Raw genomic sequence first — 17,927 nt, forward strand, 5'->3', positions numbered from 1 at the left:
TCACCTCCTTACCCGATGTGTGGGGCGTCGTATAGCTTGCGGTCATTGGCCCGGCGGGCGTTGTCTTCCATCTGCCGGGCGAAGTCATTCAAATGGCCCTGCATCATGGGTTGCAGCTTGCGCATCAGCTCGTCGGGGTCTTTCACATCACCCTGAACCGTAATGGGCATATGCGGGGCAAAAGTGAACTTCTGATCGATCGGCGCCGGCTTGGATTCAGACTTGAGCACCAAAGGCGACGGGGCTTGTGACCGACCGGACTGCGCGCTCATCGAACGCACCACATCACCCGGCTCTGCATCGCTGCCAAACAGCGACTTGGCAAACGACGTTTTGCCGAACATACCGCCCACGGTGTCGCCACCCATGCCCCCCAGGAACGCGCCAACCAGCCCGCCCATCGCCGTGCCAATGATCGGAACAACGGAGCCGATCGCCGCACCGGCCGCTGCACCCGCCACCGACCCGGCCAAGCCACCGGCAGCACCGCCGTAGCCTTCGGCTTTCTCTTGGGCGGTCTTGGCTGTGGTGTAGGTGTCAAAGGCCTTGATGCCCGCCTCAAATAGCGAGCCGGCAGGGATGGCTTTCCCCGCCTTGCTGATAGTGCCAACGGCGTTCATCAATCGAGCGCCCAAACGCGGCGGTACGGGTGGCGGTGCCGGCGGGCGGGGCGGCCCTCGGCGTCGCGATCGGCGACCACCGCGACCTCCACCACCCGGGCCACCGCCGCCGATTTCCCGGGCGTTGACCACAAAGACCTTCTGCGTGTGCTCTGGCCCGCCCTCGTCGCCTCCACCCTTGGCCTCCCGGATCACATCGAGCAGCTTCAGGCCTGTTTCTACCGGGTCCAGCTTGGTATCTGCAGCACCTTCACCCTCTCCCCCGTCATCCTTGCGGCCCATCAGCGCGTTGAGGCCAGCCGAGACCAGCGACTTGACCGCGTCCCCCTTGCCGTCTCCGTCATCGTCACCGCCGCCCAGTGCGTCCTTGGCGTTGGTGACAAAGACCGACTGCACGCCGGCACGACCTGCACCGCCACCACCGCCCAATCCGCCCCGGGCCAGATTGACCAGCCCCCGGCCAATCTTGAGCGCGCCCAGCAGACTGGTCACGACGCTGGCACCGGTGGCCAGCGCCGTCAGCCCCATCACCAGCTTGGGCGACTCGTCCGACAGCTTGGTGATGCCCTTGACCACCGTGGTCAGCCCAGTGGCGACCGCATCCGTAACGGGCCGAATGGCATCGCCCACGCTACGCATGGCATCGTTGCCCGCCTGAACCGTCTCGGCCCATTTTTGCGATGAGGTGTCGCGCCGTTCCGACAGGTTTTTGTCGAGGATGCCCGAGGCGCCTGCCGCCTCATTTTTAAGCTGCTCGTACAGCGCCTTGTTCTGCACATAGGCGGTCAGTGCTGACTTAACCTGCATGTCGGCAAAGATATCGCCTGTGCGCAAAGCCTGCTCCAGGCTGCTGAGCATGGCCTTGGCTTTTTCCGGGTTCGCCTCCTTGCTGATCTGGGCCGTGGCCTCGGCCATCTTGGCGGCTTTCTTTGGGTCGGTGGCTTCGATGTAGCGCTTGGCCAAGCCGAAACTGGCCTCCAGCGTGGACATGCCTCCCTGAATACCGGTGTTTAGCGAGCCCTGATAATCAATGCCGGCCTTCTTGTAGGCATCCACTACTTCGCCGGAACCAATTTTCTCCATCCAGTTTTTCAGGTTGTTGGCCGCCTCGTCGGAGGTGCCGGCAGTTTTCATCTGCACTTGAAGCATCGCACCCAGTTGCGTCACGGCGTCCATGCCGGTGATGCCCTGTTTCTGCATACTTGCGAGCAGTTGCGGGAACCAGCGCGCCATGTCGCTGGCTTCAAAGCTGCCCGCCTGCCCTTGGAATGCTACCGCCTCCAACGCCTTTTCCAGCACCTTGGGGTCGGTGATATTGGCGTTACTCTGCAGTGCTTGGATCATCTTGGCGGTGTCGACACCAGACGAGCCCTGCCCCACGACGAACTTGGCCGCCACCGGCGCAAACTCCATCGCCTGCTTAAGGTCCATCCCCGCGCCGACCAACTGGTTAACCACATCGGCCACTTCGTTGCGGCCCATGCCGATATCGTTCGACGTGGCGATGATGCTGCGCGACATCTCGGCCTCTTGCGCCGAACGGGCCACACCAGCCTTGATCGCAATGTCACGGATGATCGCCTGATAATCGGCACTGACCTTGGCCGTCACGGCCACCATGCCGGTGGCCACCACTCCCTGCCCCACACCGGCGCGCACCTGCTGCTTGCCTTGGTCGATCTGGCCAAAGCCTTTGGCCTTCAGTTCAGCACTGCGACCGGCCCGGCTAAGGCGGTCGTATTCCTTGGCCAGCCGGCCGACTTCCACGCCTTCCTTACGCAGGACGCCGAGGTTTCTCTCCAGCCGGTTTAGCAACGCTTGCGCACCCTTCTCGCCGGCGGCGTGAGCCTTTCTCCACTCATCACGCAGGCGCATGGTTTCGCCGATCGTGCTCTGCAGCACCCGGGCCTTCTTGCCCTGCTCGCTGAGTTTTTTGACGCGGCTCTCTACATCCTTAAATGCAGCGCCCACGGTCGAGCTCACCGCCCCGCCGATCACTAGGCCGAGCGACATGTTGTTTGCCATAGGAGTGCCCTGTTACTTGTAACGGAGGGAGCAGCTCAATCCGTGAGCCACCACAGCATGCGGTTAAACGGCATGGCCTCGATCTCGCTGGCCGAGAAATGAAATTCCCGGGCCAGGTACTTGGCCGCCGCTTTAATCGTGGTAGGCGTAAGGTTCATCATCTTCGACCAGGCGAAAATAACCGGCCTGCAGGCGGTTGTAGTCGACGATGGTCATGGCGCTAATGTCCTTGTCGCCGGACCCAGTGAGGGAGGCGAACAAAATCAGCTCACGCTTTTCAGCATCACCGCCGGACTGGACGGTCGCTTGCTGTACATCCTTGACCGTTGGGGCACGCAGGCTGATCCGATCAACTTGGATCTGGTTGATCTCGGTCGGTTTGCGCAAGGTGATGGTGGCACCTTCGGCCGTCAGCTCGAGCCAGCTCGGTATTTTTTTAGTAGTGCTAGTGGTCATGTTCGTTGTTCCTTAGAGGCCCAGGGCGTTACGCACGTCAGCCAGTTGGTCCACGCCATCGATGACGCGCACGCAGTTGATCGGATCGATTTCAAACATCACACGCCCGTCGATTTCGAGCTTGTAGTAGGTGACGTCCACGGCGTACTTGAACTCGGCCTTGGAACCGGCCGACCACTCGCCCGGGTCGACTTCACGCAGGCCGCCGCGCAAGGTGGCGACCACGGCAGTGGTCGCACCTTTCTGACCCTTGAAGGCACCGCGAAACGAGGCATCGAAACCCGTCTGGTCAAAAGCACCGAAGTACTTCAGTACCTCACGGCGGATACCGTTGGTGGCAAAGCTGGATTCCAGTTTTTCCAAGCCCATGTCCATTGCTACCGGCGCGTCCATACCGCCGCCGCGATATTCCTCGGTTTTGACCGTGACCTTGGGCAGGCTCAGGCTGGGGACGTCGCCCTGAAGGCTTTGGCCAGCGATAAACATGTTGGTGTTAAACAGGGTTTGCGGAATCATTGAACGCCTCCTCAGGCTTCAAGAACTTCGGTCAGCCACTGGTTAGTGACTTCAATTTGGAAAATCGGGTTTTCCGCCGGCGGCACATCGGTAAAGCGGATGGTCCAATACACTTTGCCCTGCTCGATCTGCGTGGCCGTGGTCTTCTCAAGGTCGGGGTAGACCTCGAAATTGATCACCGCGCCCTGCGCCTTGAGGTCACGCATAAAGGCGTTGATCGTCTCGGTCACGTCCTTGACGTACGTCTTGGTGATACCCCGGTCGACCGCCCATTTCATGCCCGCCTGAATCGCGTCCATCACCATGTCGGTGGTGCGCACACGGGTGACAAAGGCCCACTTCGCATCCGAGGACAAAGTACGGTTGCCCCACAGGCGATAGCCGCCGTCACGGATGATGGTGGTGATATTGGCGCCGTTGAGCAGGTTCGCGCGGCAGGTCTTGTCACCGTCCAGGTACTCGACCGGACGCACCGTGCCGGTGATACCGGCAATCTCTTTGTTCGACGGCGACGACCAGAAACCAAAGCGCGAATCGGTCTGCGCGAACAAACCTGCAGCGATCGCCGAACCCGGAACCGACACGTCGCCGTTGAGCGTTGTGCTCCACTGCTTGACCGCCGGATCGACCATAAACAGGCGCTTGGAACCGAAGGTTTCGGCATACGCGATCGCCGCCTCGTCGGTGGTGTTTGGCCCGTCGATGATGCCGATCGCCTTCAACTTGCCGGCCAGCACATCCATCGCGGTGGCCACTGCTTCCGTGGCGCTGTGCTTGGGCGCAATGATTAGCCGCGGCTGCAGGTTGAACAGGCTCTTGCCATCGAGCAGCGCCTGCAGACCGGTACGCGTGCCATCGGCTGATACGCCACCAATAACGGCACTGGTGAGCACGGCCGCTTCGGTATCTGCCGGCACACCCACGGCCACGATCGCGGCCGCCGACTGGTTGAAAATCGCCTTGCACGCACGGGTCATAGCCGAGTCAGCACCGAACGCGACCACCGCTTCGCTCTCACGGGTCAGCAAGGTGGGCACGTTGGTCTCCACCAGACCCAGCCCCGGGGTGAAGGTATCGACCAGGCCAATGATCGAGGACGAGGGCAACGCAATGACGCGCGCGCCGGTCTCGACCAGCGACACGGTAATGCCGTGAAAGAAGTCGGTAGAACTCATGGTTTTCTCCATAGAAACGAAAAAACCGCCATTTAGGCGGTTGCGGTACAACGTTGAATCCTGTGTTTACATCGGTGTAACGCGATACCCGACCGCGATCCAGCGAAAGCCGAATTGCTGAATCTGGCCGACATATTCTGTAAAGCTGAACAGGCACTCCGAAGCGGTAGTGTTTTGTTCGTTCAGCGCACAAGTGACCGTAGCAGCCGAAACAATGCCGCCCGGATACTGCGTAATGACCGGAATAACGATAAAAGGCTTGGTATCAAACGGATAAGTAAAAACAACCTTTGTCGTCACCATGCCGCCGGGCAAATCGCCCATCGCCCGGTTTCCCCACTGCACAAAAAAACCGGTGTCCTTTTCCCACCAGTAACCCGCCGGGTCGTGATAGAAACTCGATGGAACACCCGCGCCGATACCTGCCCGGGCTTCAGCCGGTGTGCCGCCACCCGTTCCCCCGCGAGCGACGGGCAAAATACCGCTGGTCAATTTGCCAGCATCCAGCGCAGCCAGAGCCAACTGGATGTTGACGTCGCCGCTACCGTCGAACCAGCCCATACCGGTGGCAGCGCCGCCAAAGGTCAGCGCCCGGCCGGTCTGCAGCTTGGTCGCTGTACCGGCGTTGGCCGAGGTCGGGCGGCTCAAGGTGCCGGTGGTGATCTTGCCGGCATCGAGCGAAGGAATATCCGCTGCCAGTAATGACTCAGCCTTAACAACCAAGCCCTTCGCCGTTACCGTCACCTTGGAATACGTGCCCGCCTTAATGCCCGTATCGGCGAGCGTCAGGGCAATCTGGGCATTGTCTGATCCGTCAAATTGAGCCTCGCCCGTCGCCGCACCTGACACCGAGATAGTGCGCGCCGTCTTGAGTTTGATGGCACTCCCCGCCTCGCCCTTGCCGATTTCTTCGCGCACGGTCGAAAGGGTCGCTGTCACCAGCGTCGGGTCATCCTGAATCGTGATGTTAGCCGTGCTGCTGACGAGGATCTGCAGGCGGATGCCTTGGGTGCGGCCGGTGCCCTGGGCCAGCGTTGGCTTGTATGTGGGCGGGTAGCTGGCCACCGCCACCAGAGCACCTGTCGAGTCATACAAACCGACCTCGCGCACCCACCAGCCGCCTACGTTTGACGGCAGGATCAGCTCAGCACTGATCACCGGGCGGTCCGCGCGGACCGTCAGGCGGTTCAGTTTGAGGCGCAGGTTTTCGTTAACCAGGTTCTTTTGCAGCTTCGACGGAATCGGGGTAACACCGTTACCGTCCCCAACGCCCATATGGGTGATGTTCCAAGGCGTGCCGTTTGCGATCGCTTTGGCCTGCTGCGCCGCGCCAACATCCGTCAGCATGGCGATGTACAACGTGTTTTGCTCTGCCATGAATGTGCCTAATTGAGTGGTTTACGTTGGCATGGGAGCGCCGTAGATATTCGCCCCGGGGCCAAGGTTTCGGTACAGGACGTACAGGCCCAGGCCTCGCAGAATCTCCCCGGCCCAAAAGCCGAAGAACATGCCGTTGTCCGTGCCCAGCCGTACCGCCGGCGACCAACTGCCGTTCATGGGCTGGCCCGGTACCGGCGTCACCACATAGTTGTATTGCAGTTCGGTCACGCAGGCTTCGATCAGATCATCCAGTCCCGCCACCTGGCAGCCTGCCAACCCGGCCAGGCAGGCACCGGCCAACCACAGCCCAGTCACATGCCCGGTAAATCCATCTTGTTCGGGCTGCGGGACACTGGTCATCGGAAAGTCAGTGGGCAGGATCCCTCCCGAGGCTTTTACAAACTGGACCAGCCAGCCCAGCCAGTTTTCGGCGTAGGCCTTGAGCTTTTCCGGCACCGCTTTGCCTTGGCTGGCCAGTTCGTACCACGCCCGGCATGCGCCCATCATTGCCCGGGGCTGGTAGCCGCTCCACGCAGTCCCCGTGCCCCAGTGGTACATGGTCCAGGTATCCGGATCGCCGTACTTGTAGTTGTCCCAGCGGTTCCATACATAGGCCGATGCACCCGGGCCAAGCTGGCCGAATTTCTGCGCGTACCACTGCTGCGAGTCATACAGAAACTCGACCATCTGATTGAGTTTCGGCCCGTACTCATTGAGCGGGTCGATGCAGTAAATCAGTGGGTACTGATACCCCGGGTACGGCATGCCGTGCCAAGCGCCGATCTGGTCGGTGCCCTCGGCGTAGATGTTGGAGAACGGAATCACGCCCGGGCAGTACGCCAGAGAATCATCCCGGTAATTTACGATCGTGCAGTCGCCCACCAGCGCCCGGAATTTAGCCTGCCCCTTGATCGTCAGCCGATAGTTGAGGGTGTAGCCATCCTCGGCCGCAAAGGCCGGGGGGACGTCATTGATGCAGTAATACGAGAACGTCAGGTTCGTGTCTGAGCTGTCATCCATCAGGACTGAAAAGCCGTCCAGATCCGTATAGACCGGAGCATTTGGCTCAGGACGATCTGCCGCGCCGGGCTGGTAGCCGGACAGCGTAGCGTCTTCAGGCCGGATCATCCGCGTGACCCAGGCACCCGCCGTGGCGGGCAACATCCACCACCAACGCCAACCGTCATCATCAACAATGCGCAGATTGAAATTGCCGTCAGCGCGGTAGGTGATGCTCTGCAGCGGCGCCTTCTCGGTCGGCAACAACCAGTGTCCGACGCTGTACCAGCCGTCATCGCTGGGGAAGAACGAGCTAACCACATTGCCGCCGCGCCCCTCGAAAATCCCGGGCTCGTAGCCTTCCTCGGACAAGATATCGTCCGAATGCGAGACAGCGCGGAGGTCGGCCATGATGTACTCAGAACCGTCATCCTTGCTCAGCCGAGTAAAACTGCTGAGCGGGATATCGTGCGTGACCACTTCGATGTTTGACACCGACTTGGGCAACGCGCAGCTGTAACGTATGCCGCTGCCCTCGGCCTTGCTGGGCGACACCACCAAATCGACCTTGGCATTTAGCGGCGCATTAAAGCTGTCCACGCCGCCGTAACAGGTGCGCACCAGTGAGTCCTTGCTGATCCGGAACCACACCGCCTGCTGCTCCAAGGAGACTTGCGCCGACTGATCACAATCAACGGTGATGTAGCCCATCGAATCGCGGCTGATCACCGGCGCCGCATCACTTGGGTAGCTGAACTGGTAGGCAATACCGTCCGTGTAAGGCGTCAGCTCGGTGCGGCTCTGACGAAAGAAACGGTCGCTGGAGTCGATCTGTGTGTATTCGTGTGCAGTGAAACGGCAGGCATCCATCGCCTTCTTGTAGCGACTCTCGCCGGTGATCCGCCAGAGCATGTAACACGCGTCCATATACCACTGCTCGCCGTCCGCCGCGTTGCCCATTTGGTTGACGCTGCCCGGCAACGGCACGTGCAACGGCCGGTTGTGCTGCACCGCGTTACGCGGGATCAGGTAGCCACCGTGCTCAACCGGTTGGCGAGTGGCGTAGTTCAGCTTGTGCTCCCCGTTCACCGCCGTGTTTTTCAACTGGACCTGTCCGTGCTCCTCCAGCGGGTGGCCATCAGAAAGCACGTCGCCCTCAGCGTTAATCTTTTGCCCGGTCCACGCGATGATCCAGTCCACATCGAACTGATCGCCCGCCTTGTCCCAGTCAATCGAGCCGTCTTCTTTGACTGCCTGCACCGTGGCGTTGATCGCCTCCCAGGCCAATGCGCCGTCAAAGGCAAAGGTCGCCTTGTCCAAATACTCACCCCAGTGCGGTTCGCCGTGGGGGATGCTCAAGGCGCCATTGGTGAACTCAAAGGGAACGCCCTTAAACCCGCTGTGCGTGGGATCAGCGGCATCAATCGGCCAGTTCGCCAACACCGGTTCTTTTGAGTTAACAATCCAGTTAGCTATGCGCCGCAGGGGAATGTCAGGGATCGGCTGGCCCGCGTAGAAATAAGCCTCGTAAGCCTCCCAGTGCCAGATCGCCGCGTTCAGAAAGCGCTGATCCTTGGTCGCCAGATAGGCATGGGCATAGCCGAGGATGTGCAGCGCCTGTCCTTCGGTCGTACCGTCGCCGTTGGGCTGGTACTCCATTTGCGAGTGGGCAATAAAATGTCGGTTGTTGGCCAGTATCCCCTGCAGGTTCTGCGCGTAGTGCTGCTGCGTGGCGTCTTCGGTGTCGCCGGTGTTATTGCGCAGAAAACGATGATGGCCTTCAATCATGCTCAGTGCATTGTTCAAGCCGGTTTGCTGGTTAGCCGGACGACGGCTGTTAAGCGGAGACAGATGCATCGAACCAACTCCCATCATGAAAGCCCAACCAACCGTTACCGTCTGACATAAATGTCAGCACATCCGCCACTCCCGCCTCGTAGGCCAGCACCGGCGGGCGCTTGCTCGACCAGTGGACGCTGGCCGGGAACGTGACTTTATTCGCCCCGGTGCCTTGTCGCAGCCGCACGGTGAATGACCAGGTGTAGCCCGCCGGCACATCGGTATTGAGAAAGCTGAGCAGGCATTGCGGCTTGTCCAGCGTCACGTCGAAGAACGACACGCCGTTGGTGTAGGCCACGTCCAGAGCCAGCGCGGTGCCGGCGGATGCGATCGCCTGCTTGCGCGGTAGCAGCAGGCCACCGGTCAAGTCGGTGATCATCTTGGCCAATGCCAGGAACGTAGGCGACGGCCCGGATCCAGTCTCGACAACCTCGTCCGCCGGCAGGTGAACAATGTCATGGGCCGTTTGCGCCGCTGTTTCCAGCATCTCGATAGCCGCCCGTTGGCGGTCTGAAAGTTCGGTCATGTAACCCTCATCAGGCCCGGTAAGGCGAAGTTGGCGAAGTAATGGAGGTCATTGGCCGACAGCTCCAGGTTGATCAGGTCGAGGTCATCCGACCACAGTTCAGGCGACGAAATAGTTACCTCGTCGCCTGAAGAAATACCGGCCCCGATGTAGTAGGTGCCATCTGGGCTAAAGGTGATGCTGAGCCCCACCAAATGCCGGCTAACCGGCTTGGTGTCGTTGATCATCCGCTCCAGTTCGGCAATGCCCGTGTCGCTCAAGCCACTGTCGAACAAAGCCAGGCTCATGGTGAAGGTGCCCGGTTCACCCATCGGCTCCAGCTCGTACCACTCGACAATTTCCAGAATGTCTGCAAACGGCTCGACCACCCGGCGCAGCGCGCCCACGGTGCCCTTACGCTTGTGAACCTCAAACGCGTCCGTGACTACCTTGCGCTTGATCGGCTCTGACCACTCCGGGTCCCAGCGGTCGACACTGCGCTGGATGGCCAGCCACGGCAGTAGCGCCGCCGGACAGTTCTCGACCGAGTGCATCTGGCGCAGCACGTTGGCCAGGGTTCGGTCACCGGCAGAAAGCTGGGCAAGCGCCGTTTCCAGCGGCGTGCGATTGAACGGCAACAGGCTGGAATCACTCATCGGTGCCACCGATGGATACCTTGAAGGCCGTGCAGTTGGCCGCTTGATGATCCAGCACCACCACATCCGCCGCTGGGTGAATCAGCTCGACCCGCTGCACCCGGGATACATGCAGCGCGGCATGAATGGCTGAATGGCGAATGTCCCGGCCCAGGCGACGCTGCGTGTTTACATAACGTTCGAGTGAAGCGTTGGCCTCGGCCAAGCTCAGCTCCATTTCCGGGCCCGGGTAGAGGTAAAGAACCGCCTCAATTTGATAGTCGATCAGCTCGGCCGACTGCACCAGGAGCCGATCACCCACCGGGCGCACATCCTCATCGCTGAGGGCTACACGTACATTTTCCAGCAGATCGGCCGAGGCCTGACCGTTGCCCAGACGGCTCAAGATGCTGACCAGCACCGTGGCCGGGCTTGGGCTGCTGGCCCGGGCATCCGCCACACGACCGTCCGCTGACAGCGCATGAAACACATACGCATCCCGGGGGCCCGCGATCGACATGCCTTCAAAGGCCAGCAAGGTGCGCTCGACCAGGGAATCGTCCGACTCGTATTGCGCCTCGATCGGCGGCACTGCAGTGGGATCAGCCTCGACCACGGTCAGGCGTTTTACGTTGTAGTTGGCCGCCAGATGATCCACGTCGCTGCCCCGGGCAAACGCCAACAACAGCGCCTTGGCCGCGTCGTTGATCCGCGCCCGTTCCATCATCTTGTCGTAGGCACGTTTTTCCAGCAGTTTGACCACCGGCTCAGACTCCAGCGGGGCCGACCAGTTTTTGCCCATCAAGGTGCGGAAGTCGGTCAGTGCCTCTTGATACAACGCCTCAAAATCCAGTGGCTCCAGCACAAGTGGTGCCGGCAAACGGGACAGGTCCAGTGTGCTCATACAGTCACGTCCAATAGCTTGCTGTCGCCCAGATAGTTGCCCGACAGGCGAAAGGTGATACGCCCGCTCAGCACGGACACGACTTGAACCCGAGTCAGTTCCAGACGAGGCTCCCAGCGCTTCAGGGCGCGGGCGGCTTCGGCCTGGACCGCACTCTTCCAACCCTCTGAAACGGGCAAGTCGACAAAGCGGCGGATCGTGCTGCCGTACTCAGGACGCATCAGACGAGACCCCAGAGGCGTGGTTAAAATGTCTTCAATGGACTGCAGCAGATGGTCAAGGCCCGAGATAGGCAGCCCGGTGTGGCGGTCCATTCCGATCATGGGGCTACTCCGGCAGACGCTCTAAGTCGGGGTGTTTATCGAGAAAGGCCTGCGCTTCAGCATCTACCCCCTCGACGCGGTGAGCACTGACATGCAGCGTTCGACCCTTGGGCATCACCAGGACGCGAGAAATAAAAGCCCGGTCGTGGTAAACGACCGGGCTGACAGGCTTGTCGATCGAGACAGGTTTGCTCGTCATCGTTTTCTCCAGGCAGAAAAAAGCCCACACGCGGCGGGCTGGTTGAGGTTCTGTTTAGTGCTTGTGGTTAGGCGTGTTGCCACTGGTGTCGATAATTGCCCCGCCACCGTTGATATCGCCCGTCACGCGCAACCCGCCGTTGATCAACACTTCACCGTATATCGTGACGTCGCCATCAAGCGCGATCGCTCCGGACGTAACCACCACGGCGCTATCCGTAACGGTCGCCGATGAACCACCCACCTTGATATCCACCGAGCCGGCCGGCAGCACAATGCTGTAGCTGTGGGTCTGCCAGTTATAGGTTAGCGACCCGCCATCATCGAACAGCCAGCGCTCAATGTGATCACGGTTATCCGGGGCTGGTCCGGCATCGCCAAACAAACCCGGCACAAAGGTGCCTTGTGACACATCACCACTCGGGCTGAGCAACACGCCCTGCTCGCCCATGCTGGGCACCCGCCAGTGGCGCGCCTTACCCGCCGCCTGATTGTGCCAGCGCACCCAGGCACTGACCCATTCACCATCAGATACTCGGCACACGGGCGGTTTGGCCGTCAGATCCAGAGCAACCACATAACAGGCCTTAACCACACCGGCGATCATGCGGTCGTGCTCTGCAAGGGCATGGCTCACGGGTCAACCTCACCGCCTACGTTGAACACCAGTGAGCCGGGCTGCTCGTCGGGCCATGGCCATTCCGTTTCACCGAGGTAAATCGTCTGGGTCCACTCGACCAGCCACACGGTGTAGCCATCCAGCTCCGGACGGGTCCAGTCCTGGGTTGAACGTTTGAACTCGGCAGGCTCAACGGCCAGGCCCCACGTCTGAGTGCGCAACAGCACCGCCAGTTGCGTGGCCAAGTGAATGGCCTGCTGGTAATGCTGGTCGCGGATCACGTCGACAATCACCCGCGCTTCAAAGGTGACGTTCAGGGTGCTTTCCCCGGTGCCGATATCGGTACCGGGCTCGATCTCGGCGATATCAAGAAACACTGCCGGCAGCGGGATGTGCTGCTCGATGTCAGGCCAGAAGCTGACCAGTTGAATACCGGCCAGCGATTGCTGCAGATGCTGCTCGATCGTTTGATACAACAGGTCGAGGCTAAACGGCTGCTCAGACACGGCGTGTCCCCTTCAGGTATTTCTGCAGTTCAAAGTTCATTTCTTGCCGGAGAATCTGCAGCAGACGTTCATCGGCCTTGCGGCTCCAGTCTTCGAAGTGAGGTCGCACCGAGTCGAGCGAAATCTTGGCTTTAGCCAGTGGATAACGGTCCGTGTTTTCAGCAATCCAACCCGAGCTGTCACCCTTGTGCGAAGTGATATCGCTGTCGGGATAATTGGCTCGACCAAAGTGTTTACTGGCGGTACGAATCCAGATATCGGCCTGATTGCCGTACACCTTTTTATAGAAGGCGCCGCGATAGCGACGACTGCCTACTGACACACCGGCCTTGGTCTGTCGCGGGCGCCCAGTCCGGCTGGCCTCCAGCGGGTTAATGCCGAACCAGAGCTTGCCGCGCATTGCACCGCCCGCGATCGGATAACTGCGCAAACGCTGCCGCACCGCCTTGACCGCAATCCGCTCCTGCTTGCCCACGGCCCGGGCGATATGGGTACTGAGCCAGCCCAAGGTTTTGTTGATCGCTCGGCGCTGCGCGTTGGCAGCGGCTTTGGGTACCAGCGTGGCGAGTGCTGCAAACGCTTTCAGGTCCTCGGACGAGACCTGAATATTGAACATTCCACTGCTGGCCCTGTTCTCACTGAAGCTGCCAATGCTCATGCGCGTTTCCTCAAGATCAGCGACACCAGGCCGTCGCCGCTGGGCTCCAGCTGCAGCAGGTCGTAGTCGCCACCACCGTCCAGATCGGGCAAGTCGATGGTGACCAGTAGCCCTTTGCTCAGGCCATCCGAGTCTGCGACCCGCACCACAAAGTGCGGCTCGCGAAGGCCGGTGTTGAGACGACCAATCTGCGGCTGTTTCCACGGTGCAGAGAACATCCCCAGCACCGGCTCGGCGCGACCTTCGATGCGCGCGCTATCGCCCAGCACGTCGAAGATCACGCTGTCGATATCGGCCACCAGATCACGAATGCCCACGGTTACAGCTCCAACAAGATCTGCGCCAGGGGGCGTGTGCACATGTGCAGCGGGTTCGACTGAGCTTCACCTGCCATGCCTTTGTTGAACGGCAGCGGCTCGATCTTGCTGTAGTACGGAATGCCCTGGGTGTTGACCGTCTCCATGTAGTCGGCCGGAGCGAACACCGAGATGTACAGGTCGGGAACGCCTTCAGGGATTAGCAGCGCCTTGTCGTCATGGATGAACGACACGCCTGCGACCTTGCCGCGATAACGTTCCCAGACGATGCCACCGAACTCGAAGCTTTCACGGGCATCGCCGCGCAGGGACGCGGCCTGCATGGTGTTGAGGTAGGTTTCCTTGACCGATGTGTGGGTGACCAACTTGTTCCAGAAATTCTTGCCGCAGAAAGCGCGAGAGCCGGTACTGGTGATGTTGCCCAACGCATCCTCCTGCAGGTCCAGGGCATCAGAGCAGCGCACACGCAACTCCGTGGCCTGGTCGTTCAGCCCCATAGACTGCTTTTTTCGCGTAACGCCAAAGGTCTTGTAAAGATCGAGCAGGACCGTGGTGCCATCGGCATCCAGAATCTGACCGTTCAAGGCGCCCATGCGCTGGAATTCGTGAGTAGCATCCAGCTGACGGCGGGCTTTGGACAGTCGTCGGTTGACCACGTCCTGCACGGCTTGCAGCTCACTGCGGGTACCGAAGGCACGGATGCCCTGAATCTCGTCCGCCTTGATGGTGAAACGTTCCGGCAAGTGCACGGTGTTGAAAGGGATCATGTGACGCTTGGTACCAGCGACCACCAGGCCGGAAGTGCCACGTTCACCCGCTGGCACCAATGCCAGGGTGTCACCGTCTTTTTCGATCTGCACAGTCAGGGTGGTGATGCCCTCTTCGCGGAACAGACCCAGGCTGCTGATACGACCCGGCAAGTACTCCTGATCATTGAGTGCAGCGGTCAACGACGAAACGCTAAACGCATCGTCTTCAAAAATGGCGATATCGGCCATGAGGTACTCTCCAGAAAAGAAAAATCCCGCACTTGGCGGGACGGGTAAACAGGGATGCTCGCTTTAGCGAACGATCAGGAAGTGGGCAGCTAGTGCTTTTTCAGCAGCAGGATCGAGGCCGGTCAGGTGCACTTCGCTGATCTCGGCCAGGCGCACTACGGCGCGACCGCGACGCACAACATCCGACTCACCCAGCGGGCCGTAGAGAATGGCGACAGCGTTTTCCGTGCCGTCTTCAGCCGTTGGCTGATACGGCGCAAACTCACCCGTGGCGGTGGTCAGGCCCAGAATCTGGCCCGGTTCAAGCGCAGCCCCGGCGGCAACGTTGATCGCTTCACGCGAGATGTTGCCGGCCCCCTCGGACAAGAGGAATTCACCGGCGTGGCGCTGTTCGTATTGGATCGTCATGCTCTGGTTCCTTTTGCAGATTTAGATTGACCACTTTGCGCCGACTGACGCGCCGCCCAGATCGAGGGTGGATCAGGTTGTTTGGCCTGAATTTTCGGTACCGAGTCATCGCTGATCGGCAGGCTGTTGTCGATTTCAAAACCGCCGCCACTGACCAGCTTGTCGAACAGTCGCCCGCGCACCGCTTCGGCGCTGAGCCCAGCCGCGACAAACTCCTGGGTGAACTCCGGCAAACGCGCAGCCACGCACAGGTCGCGCACGGCCTTGGCGTTGGTCAGCGCGGCATTAACTGTGGCCTCGTCGGCCAGTTTGGTACTGCTGATCAGTGGCTCGATCAGATTGCTGATCCCGGCTGCCGTGCAGCTTTGAGTGATCAACAAGGCCAGCTTCGCCGAGTCCGCAATGGGCGTTTTTTCAGGCTCTGGCGGAATCGGTTCCGGTGTTGGCTCTGGGGCTGGCTCCGGCGGCTCATCCAGCTGGGCCAGCAATGCCTGCGGTGCGTGCTGGTAGCGATGCAGCGCACTACCTTGGCCCAAGCAGGCTTTAACGGTAACGCCCTCGCCCACTTCGTCGGCCAAGCCCAAGGCCACCGCTTCGCTGGCCGTAAGCCAGGTTTCGGCATTGACCTGGCGCCGAAGCTCCACCTCGTCAATGTTCGGCGCCTTGGATTTGTAGGCGGCGATGATCACTTCAGTCGCTTGATCCAGTGCGGCGGCGACCTTGCGTAGATCCTCGGCATCGCCAGACGCGTAGGTATAAGGGTTGTGGATCATCAATATGGCGTTTCTCGCGATCACCACCTTGTGAGCACCGCACACCGCAACACTGGCCGCGCTGGCTGCCAAGGCATCAACCCGGCCGGTGCAACGCTCGCCCAATCGGGACAGCGCATTGTGAATGGCCAGGCCGTCGAACAGGTCACCACCAATGCTGTTAAAGGCCACCACGATTGGTGACACACCATCATCCAATGCAGCCAAGTCGCGGACAAACTGGTTGGCAGTGATGCCCCAGGTACCAATCTCGCCGTAGACATAGACCTCGATGCTGCGGGTTTCGGCCTCGCCGCTGGCCTTCAGGCTGTACCAATGTTTGCTCTGCGGCGCCGGAGGGTCACCGGCCTTGTTGAAAATCCGTAGCGGGTACTGCTTGATCATGGTGTCTCCTTGTCGGCCGCCGGTTCAGGCTGGTCGACGAGTGTTTTGTAGTTGAGGCCGAGCTTTTGGGCGCGGGCCTGATCGGCGGCGTTTTCAGCATCGACGGTTTCGGCGTCATAGCCCGAACGCAGGACCATCTCGCTGCGGGAGTTAAAGCCCGCGTTGACCTCCATCATTCGCGCCTGAATGTCCTGCACCGGCTGGATATAAGCCCAGCCCTGCGGTACCCAGCGGGTGCGCAGGTATTCGCGGCGCCGTTGCGCGTAGTCGTCCAGCTTGAGGCGACCGGCCAACACCGCCATGTCCATCCAGGCTGCCCGCACCGGGCGACACAACTGGTGCACGTACACCCCGAATTGCAGTTGTTCCAGGCGACGGCGGAATTCGTTGAGTACAACCCGCAGCGCCCGGTCGTTGACCTCGCGCATATCGCCGGTGAGAATTTCGTAGGGAGTGCCAGTACCGGCCGCTGCGGCCATCAATTGCTGCCGCATAAAGTCCGGGTAGTTGTTGCCCGCGTCCGGAGGCTTGGAGAACTCAACCTCTTCGCCCGGCCCCAATTCCTGCATGGTCCCGGGTTCCAGCGCGACCATCGGCGTGAAGCCATCGCGGTCTTCGTTGAAGGGCTGACCTGTAACCGGATCGAGCGCAAGCTGCCTGCCCTCCGGAGGCGGCCTGCTAATAAACCCAGCAAACAAGTTGGCCACCTCCTGACGGAACAGCACCGCATCGTCGTAGTTGTCCAGGCTGCGCAAGCGCTTGAGCACCGGCGCCAAACGCGGTACGCCGCGCAACTGGCCGGGCTCAACCGGTTCAAAGATATGCAGCACCTGCGCCGCTGGTATCCGCACCAACTGGTTGTATCCGGCGTTCAACGAAGAGGCATCGCGAGGGTGAACTCGGTACATCCAGTAAGCCACCCGCTGGTGAGCCGGGTTGAACTCGATGCCGGCACGGATGCTGTTGCCATTTTTGGCCGTCTCAAACTTGTCGTGCGGCACAAACTCGGGGGCCAGTACCTGGAGCTGCAGCGGTACCGCCAGATTTTCGTCCAGGCTGCGTGGCCGTATACGCACAAAGCATTCACCGGCGGTTTCGACGGTGCGGGCAATCAAAGCCTGCTGGCCGTAAAAGTCGGTCAGGCCATCGGCGTCCGACTCGTCCACCCAGTCCTCCCACAACTCCTGCTGCACTTTGCGCAGGGTGTCGTCCTCGATCTTGGGTCGAGGGGTAATGCCGGTACCGATCAGGTTGCTGACGCGCTTGTCGATGACGTTAAACGCATACGGGTCATTGCGCACTGCTGCCCGCGAACGGGCCCGCAGGTTGCGCAAGGCCGGGGTATTGATGCTGTTGATACCGATATCAGGGGCGTCCCAACTGGCCGAACGCCTGCCCTCTCCGGCCCCTTCATAACTGGCTTTAATCCGTTCCGGCAGCAAGAAGCCGTTGCGGGTCAGGGTTGGATATTGGCGTGCCATTAGATTCCCTTGCCTCCGTGGTAGAGCCTCACCACTTTTGAACGTGGCCCAGCAGACGCGACCAGGGAAGTACGGATCTGATCGCGGGCCTTGAGCAGCTCATCCACCGTGCGGTACTCCACAGTGCGATCGGCATAGCGCACGGTTTTCTCGCCGCGTGCGATGGCCGCCTCAACCGCATCGAGGTGCTTCTGGGTAAAGGACATAA

At 60.5% G+C, this 17,927-nt stretch carries 21 protein-coding genes; all 21 read right to left on the reverse strand.

Features of this window, described 5'->3' with window-relative positions; translation table 11 throughout:
• Positions 1-8: 8 nt before the first annotated feature.
• Positions 9-2,645 carry a phage tail tape measure protein gene (locus AB3G35_RS17025; RefSeq protein WP_369781808.1) on the reverse strand — a complete coding sequence of 879 codons (2,637 nt, stop codon included), beginning with the start codon at positions 2,643-2,645 and terminating at the stop codon, positions 9-11.
• Between the two features lie 35 nt (positions 2,646-2,680).
• Positions 2,681-2,803 carry a hypothetical protein gene (locus AB3G35_RS17030; RefSeq protein ID WP_254925087.1) on the reverse strand — a complete coding sequence of 41 codons (123 nt, stop codon included), beginning with the start codon at positions 2,801-2,803 and terminating at the stop codon, positions 2,681-2,683.
• Positions 2,778-3,101 carry a phage tail assembly protein gene (locus AB3G35_RS17035; RefSeq protein ID WP_369781809.1) on the reverse strand — a complete coding sequence of 108 codons (324 nt, stop codon included), beginning with the start codon at positions 3,099-3,101 and terminating at the stop codon, positions 2,778-2,780. Before AB3G35_RS17035 ends, AB3G35_RS17030 begins: the two co-directional genes overlap by 26 nt.
• 12 nt (positions 3,102-3,113) lie before the next feature.
• Complete coding sequence (locus tag AB3G35_RS17040; protein ID WP_046809315.1) at positions 3,114-3,617, reverse strand: phage major tail tube protein; 504 nt, start codon at positions 3,615-3,617, stop codon at positions 3,114-3,116.
• Positions 3,618-3,628: 11 nt separating this feature from the next.
• On the reverse strand, positions 3,629-4,792 hold the full coding sequence (locus tag AB3G35_RS17045) for a phage tail sheath family protein (RefSeq protein ID WP_150628528.1): 1,164 nt from the start codon (positions 4,790-4,792) through the stop codon (positions 3,629-3,631).
• Positions 4,793-4,858: 66 nt separating this feature from the next.
• Positions 4,859-6,169 (reverse strand): phage tail protein, encoded by a 1,311-nt coding sequence (locus tag AB3G35_RS17050; protein WP_369781810.1) that lies wholly within the window; start codon positions 6,167-6,169, stop codon positions 4,859-4,861.
• Between the two features lie 21 nt (positions 6,170-6,190).
• The gene (locus AB3G35_RS17055; RefSeq protein ID WP_369781811.1) at positions 6,191-9,028 is read right to left on the reverse strand and encodes a phage tail protein; all 2,838 of its coding nucleotides are present in this window, start codon (positions 9,026-9,028) and stop codon (positions 6,191-6,193) included.
• Complete coding sequence (locus tag AB3G35_RS17060; protein WP_369781812.1) at positions 9,009-9,536, reverse strand: hypothetical protein; 528 nt, start codon at positions 9,534-9,536, stop codon at positions 9,009-9,011. The genes AB3G35_RS17055 and AB3G35_RS17060 overlap by 20 nt, the downstream gene beginning before the upstream one ends.
• Positions 9,533-10,171, reverse strand: coding sequence for a phage tail protein I (locus tag AB3G35_RS17065; RefSeq protein ID WP_150628524.1), 639 nt, complete (start codon positions 10,169-10,171; stop codon positions 9,533-9,535). The genes AB3G35_RS17060 and AB3G35_RS17065 overlap by 4 nt, the downstream gene beginning before the upstream one ends.
• Entirely contained in the window at positions 10,164-11,054 is an 891-nt protein-coding gene (locus AB3G35_RS17070) for a baseplate J/gp47 family protein (RefSeq protein WP_369781813.1), read from the reverse strand. The genes AB3G35_RS17065 and AB3G35_RS17070 overlap by 8 nt, the downstream gene beginning before the upstream one ends.
• A complete protein-coding gene (locus AB3G35_RS17075) occupies positions 11,051-11,377 on the reverse strand; it encodes a GPW/gp25 family protein (protein ID WP_369781814.1) in 327 nt (108 codons plus the stop codon). Before AB3G35_RS17075 ends, AB3G35_RS17070 begins: the two co-directional genes overlap by 4 nt.
• A gap of 4 nt (positions 11,378-11,381) precedes the next feature.
• Positions 11,382-11,576, reverse strand: a complete 195-nt coding sequence (locus AB3G35_RS17080) for a hypothetical protein (RefSeq protein WP_369781815.1) — start codon at positions 11,574-11,576, stop codon at positions 11,382-11,384.
• Between the two features lie 54 nt (positions 11,577-11,630).
• Positions 11,631-12,212 (reverse strand): phage baseplate assembly protein V, encoded by a 582-nt coding sequence (locus AB3G35_RS17085; RefSeq protein WP_369781816.1) that lies wholly within the window; start codon positions 12,210-12,212, stop codon positions 11,631-11,633.
• Complete coding sequence (locus AB3G35_RS17090; RefSeq protein ID WP_369781817.1) at positions 12,209-12,700, reverse strand: hypothetical protein; 492 nt, start codon at positions 12,698-12,700, stop codon at positions 12,209-12,211. Before AB3G35_RS17090 ends, AB3G35_RS17085 begins: the two co-directional genes overlap by 4 nt.
• On the reverse strand, positions 12,693-13,358 hold the full coding sequence (locus tag AB3G35_RS17095; RefSeq protein ID WP_369781818.1) for a hypothetical protein: 666 nt from the start codon (positions 13,356-13,358) through the stop codon (positions 12,693-12,695). The genes AB3G35_RS17090 and AB3G35_RS17095 overlap by 8 nt, the downstream gene beginning before the upstream one ends.
• The gene (locus AB3G35_RS17100) at positions 13,355-13,675 is read right to left on the reverse strand and encodes a hypothetical protein (protein ID WP_095031155.1); all 321 of its coding nucleotides are present in this window, start codon (positions 13,673-13,675) and stop codon (positions 13,355-13,357) included. The genes AB3G35_RS17095 and AB3G35_RS17100 overlap by 4 nt, the downstream gene beginning before the upstream one ends.
• A 2-nt stretch (positions 13,676-13,677) precedes the next feature.
• Positions 13,678-14,673: a major capsid protein gene (locus tag AB3G35_RS17105; protein ID WP_369781819.1), complete on the reverse strand. Its 996-nt coding sequence runs from the start codon at positions 14,671-14,673 to the stop codon at positions 13,678-13,680.
• A gap of 63 nt (positions 14,674-14,736) precedes the next feature.
• A complete protein-coding gene (locus AB3G35_RS17110) occupies positions 14,737-15,081 on the reverse strand; it encodes a head decoration protein (protein ID WP_133079683.1) in 345 nt (114 codons plus the stop codon).
• Entirely contained in the window at positions 15,078-16,238 is a 1,161-nt protein-coding gene (locus tag AB3G35_RS17115; protein WP_369781820.1) for a head maturation protease, ClpP-related, read from the reverse strand. The genes AB3G35_RS17110 and AB3G35_RS17115 overlap by 4 nt, the downstream gene beginning before the upstream one ends.
• Complete coding sequence (locus AB3G35_RS17120) at positions 16,235-17,719, reverse strand: phage portal protein (RefSeq protein WP_369781821.1); 1,485 nt, start codon at positions 17,717-17,719, stop codon at positions 16,235-16,237. The genes AB3G35_RS17115 and AB3G35_RS17120 overlap by 4 nt, the downstream gene beginning before the upstream one ends.
• Positions 17,719-17,925 (reverse strand): phage head-tail joining protein, encoded by a 207-nt coding sequence (locus tag AB3G35_RS17125; RefSeq protein WP_073514850.1) that lies wholly within the window; start codon positions 17,923-17,925, stop codon positions 17,719-17,721. Before AB3G35_RS17125 ends, AB3G35_RS17120 begins: the two co-directional genes overlap by 1 nt.
• Between the last annotated feature and the right edge of the window lie 2 nt (positions 17,926-17,927).

This window comes from Pseudomonas sp. WC2401 (assembly GCF_041200115.1).
Classification (GTDB): Bacteria; Pseudomonadota; Gammaproteobacteria; order Pseudomonadales; family Pseudomonadaceae; genus Aquipseudomonas; species Aquipseudomonas fragi.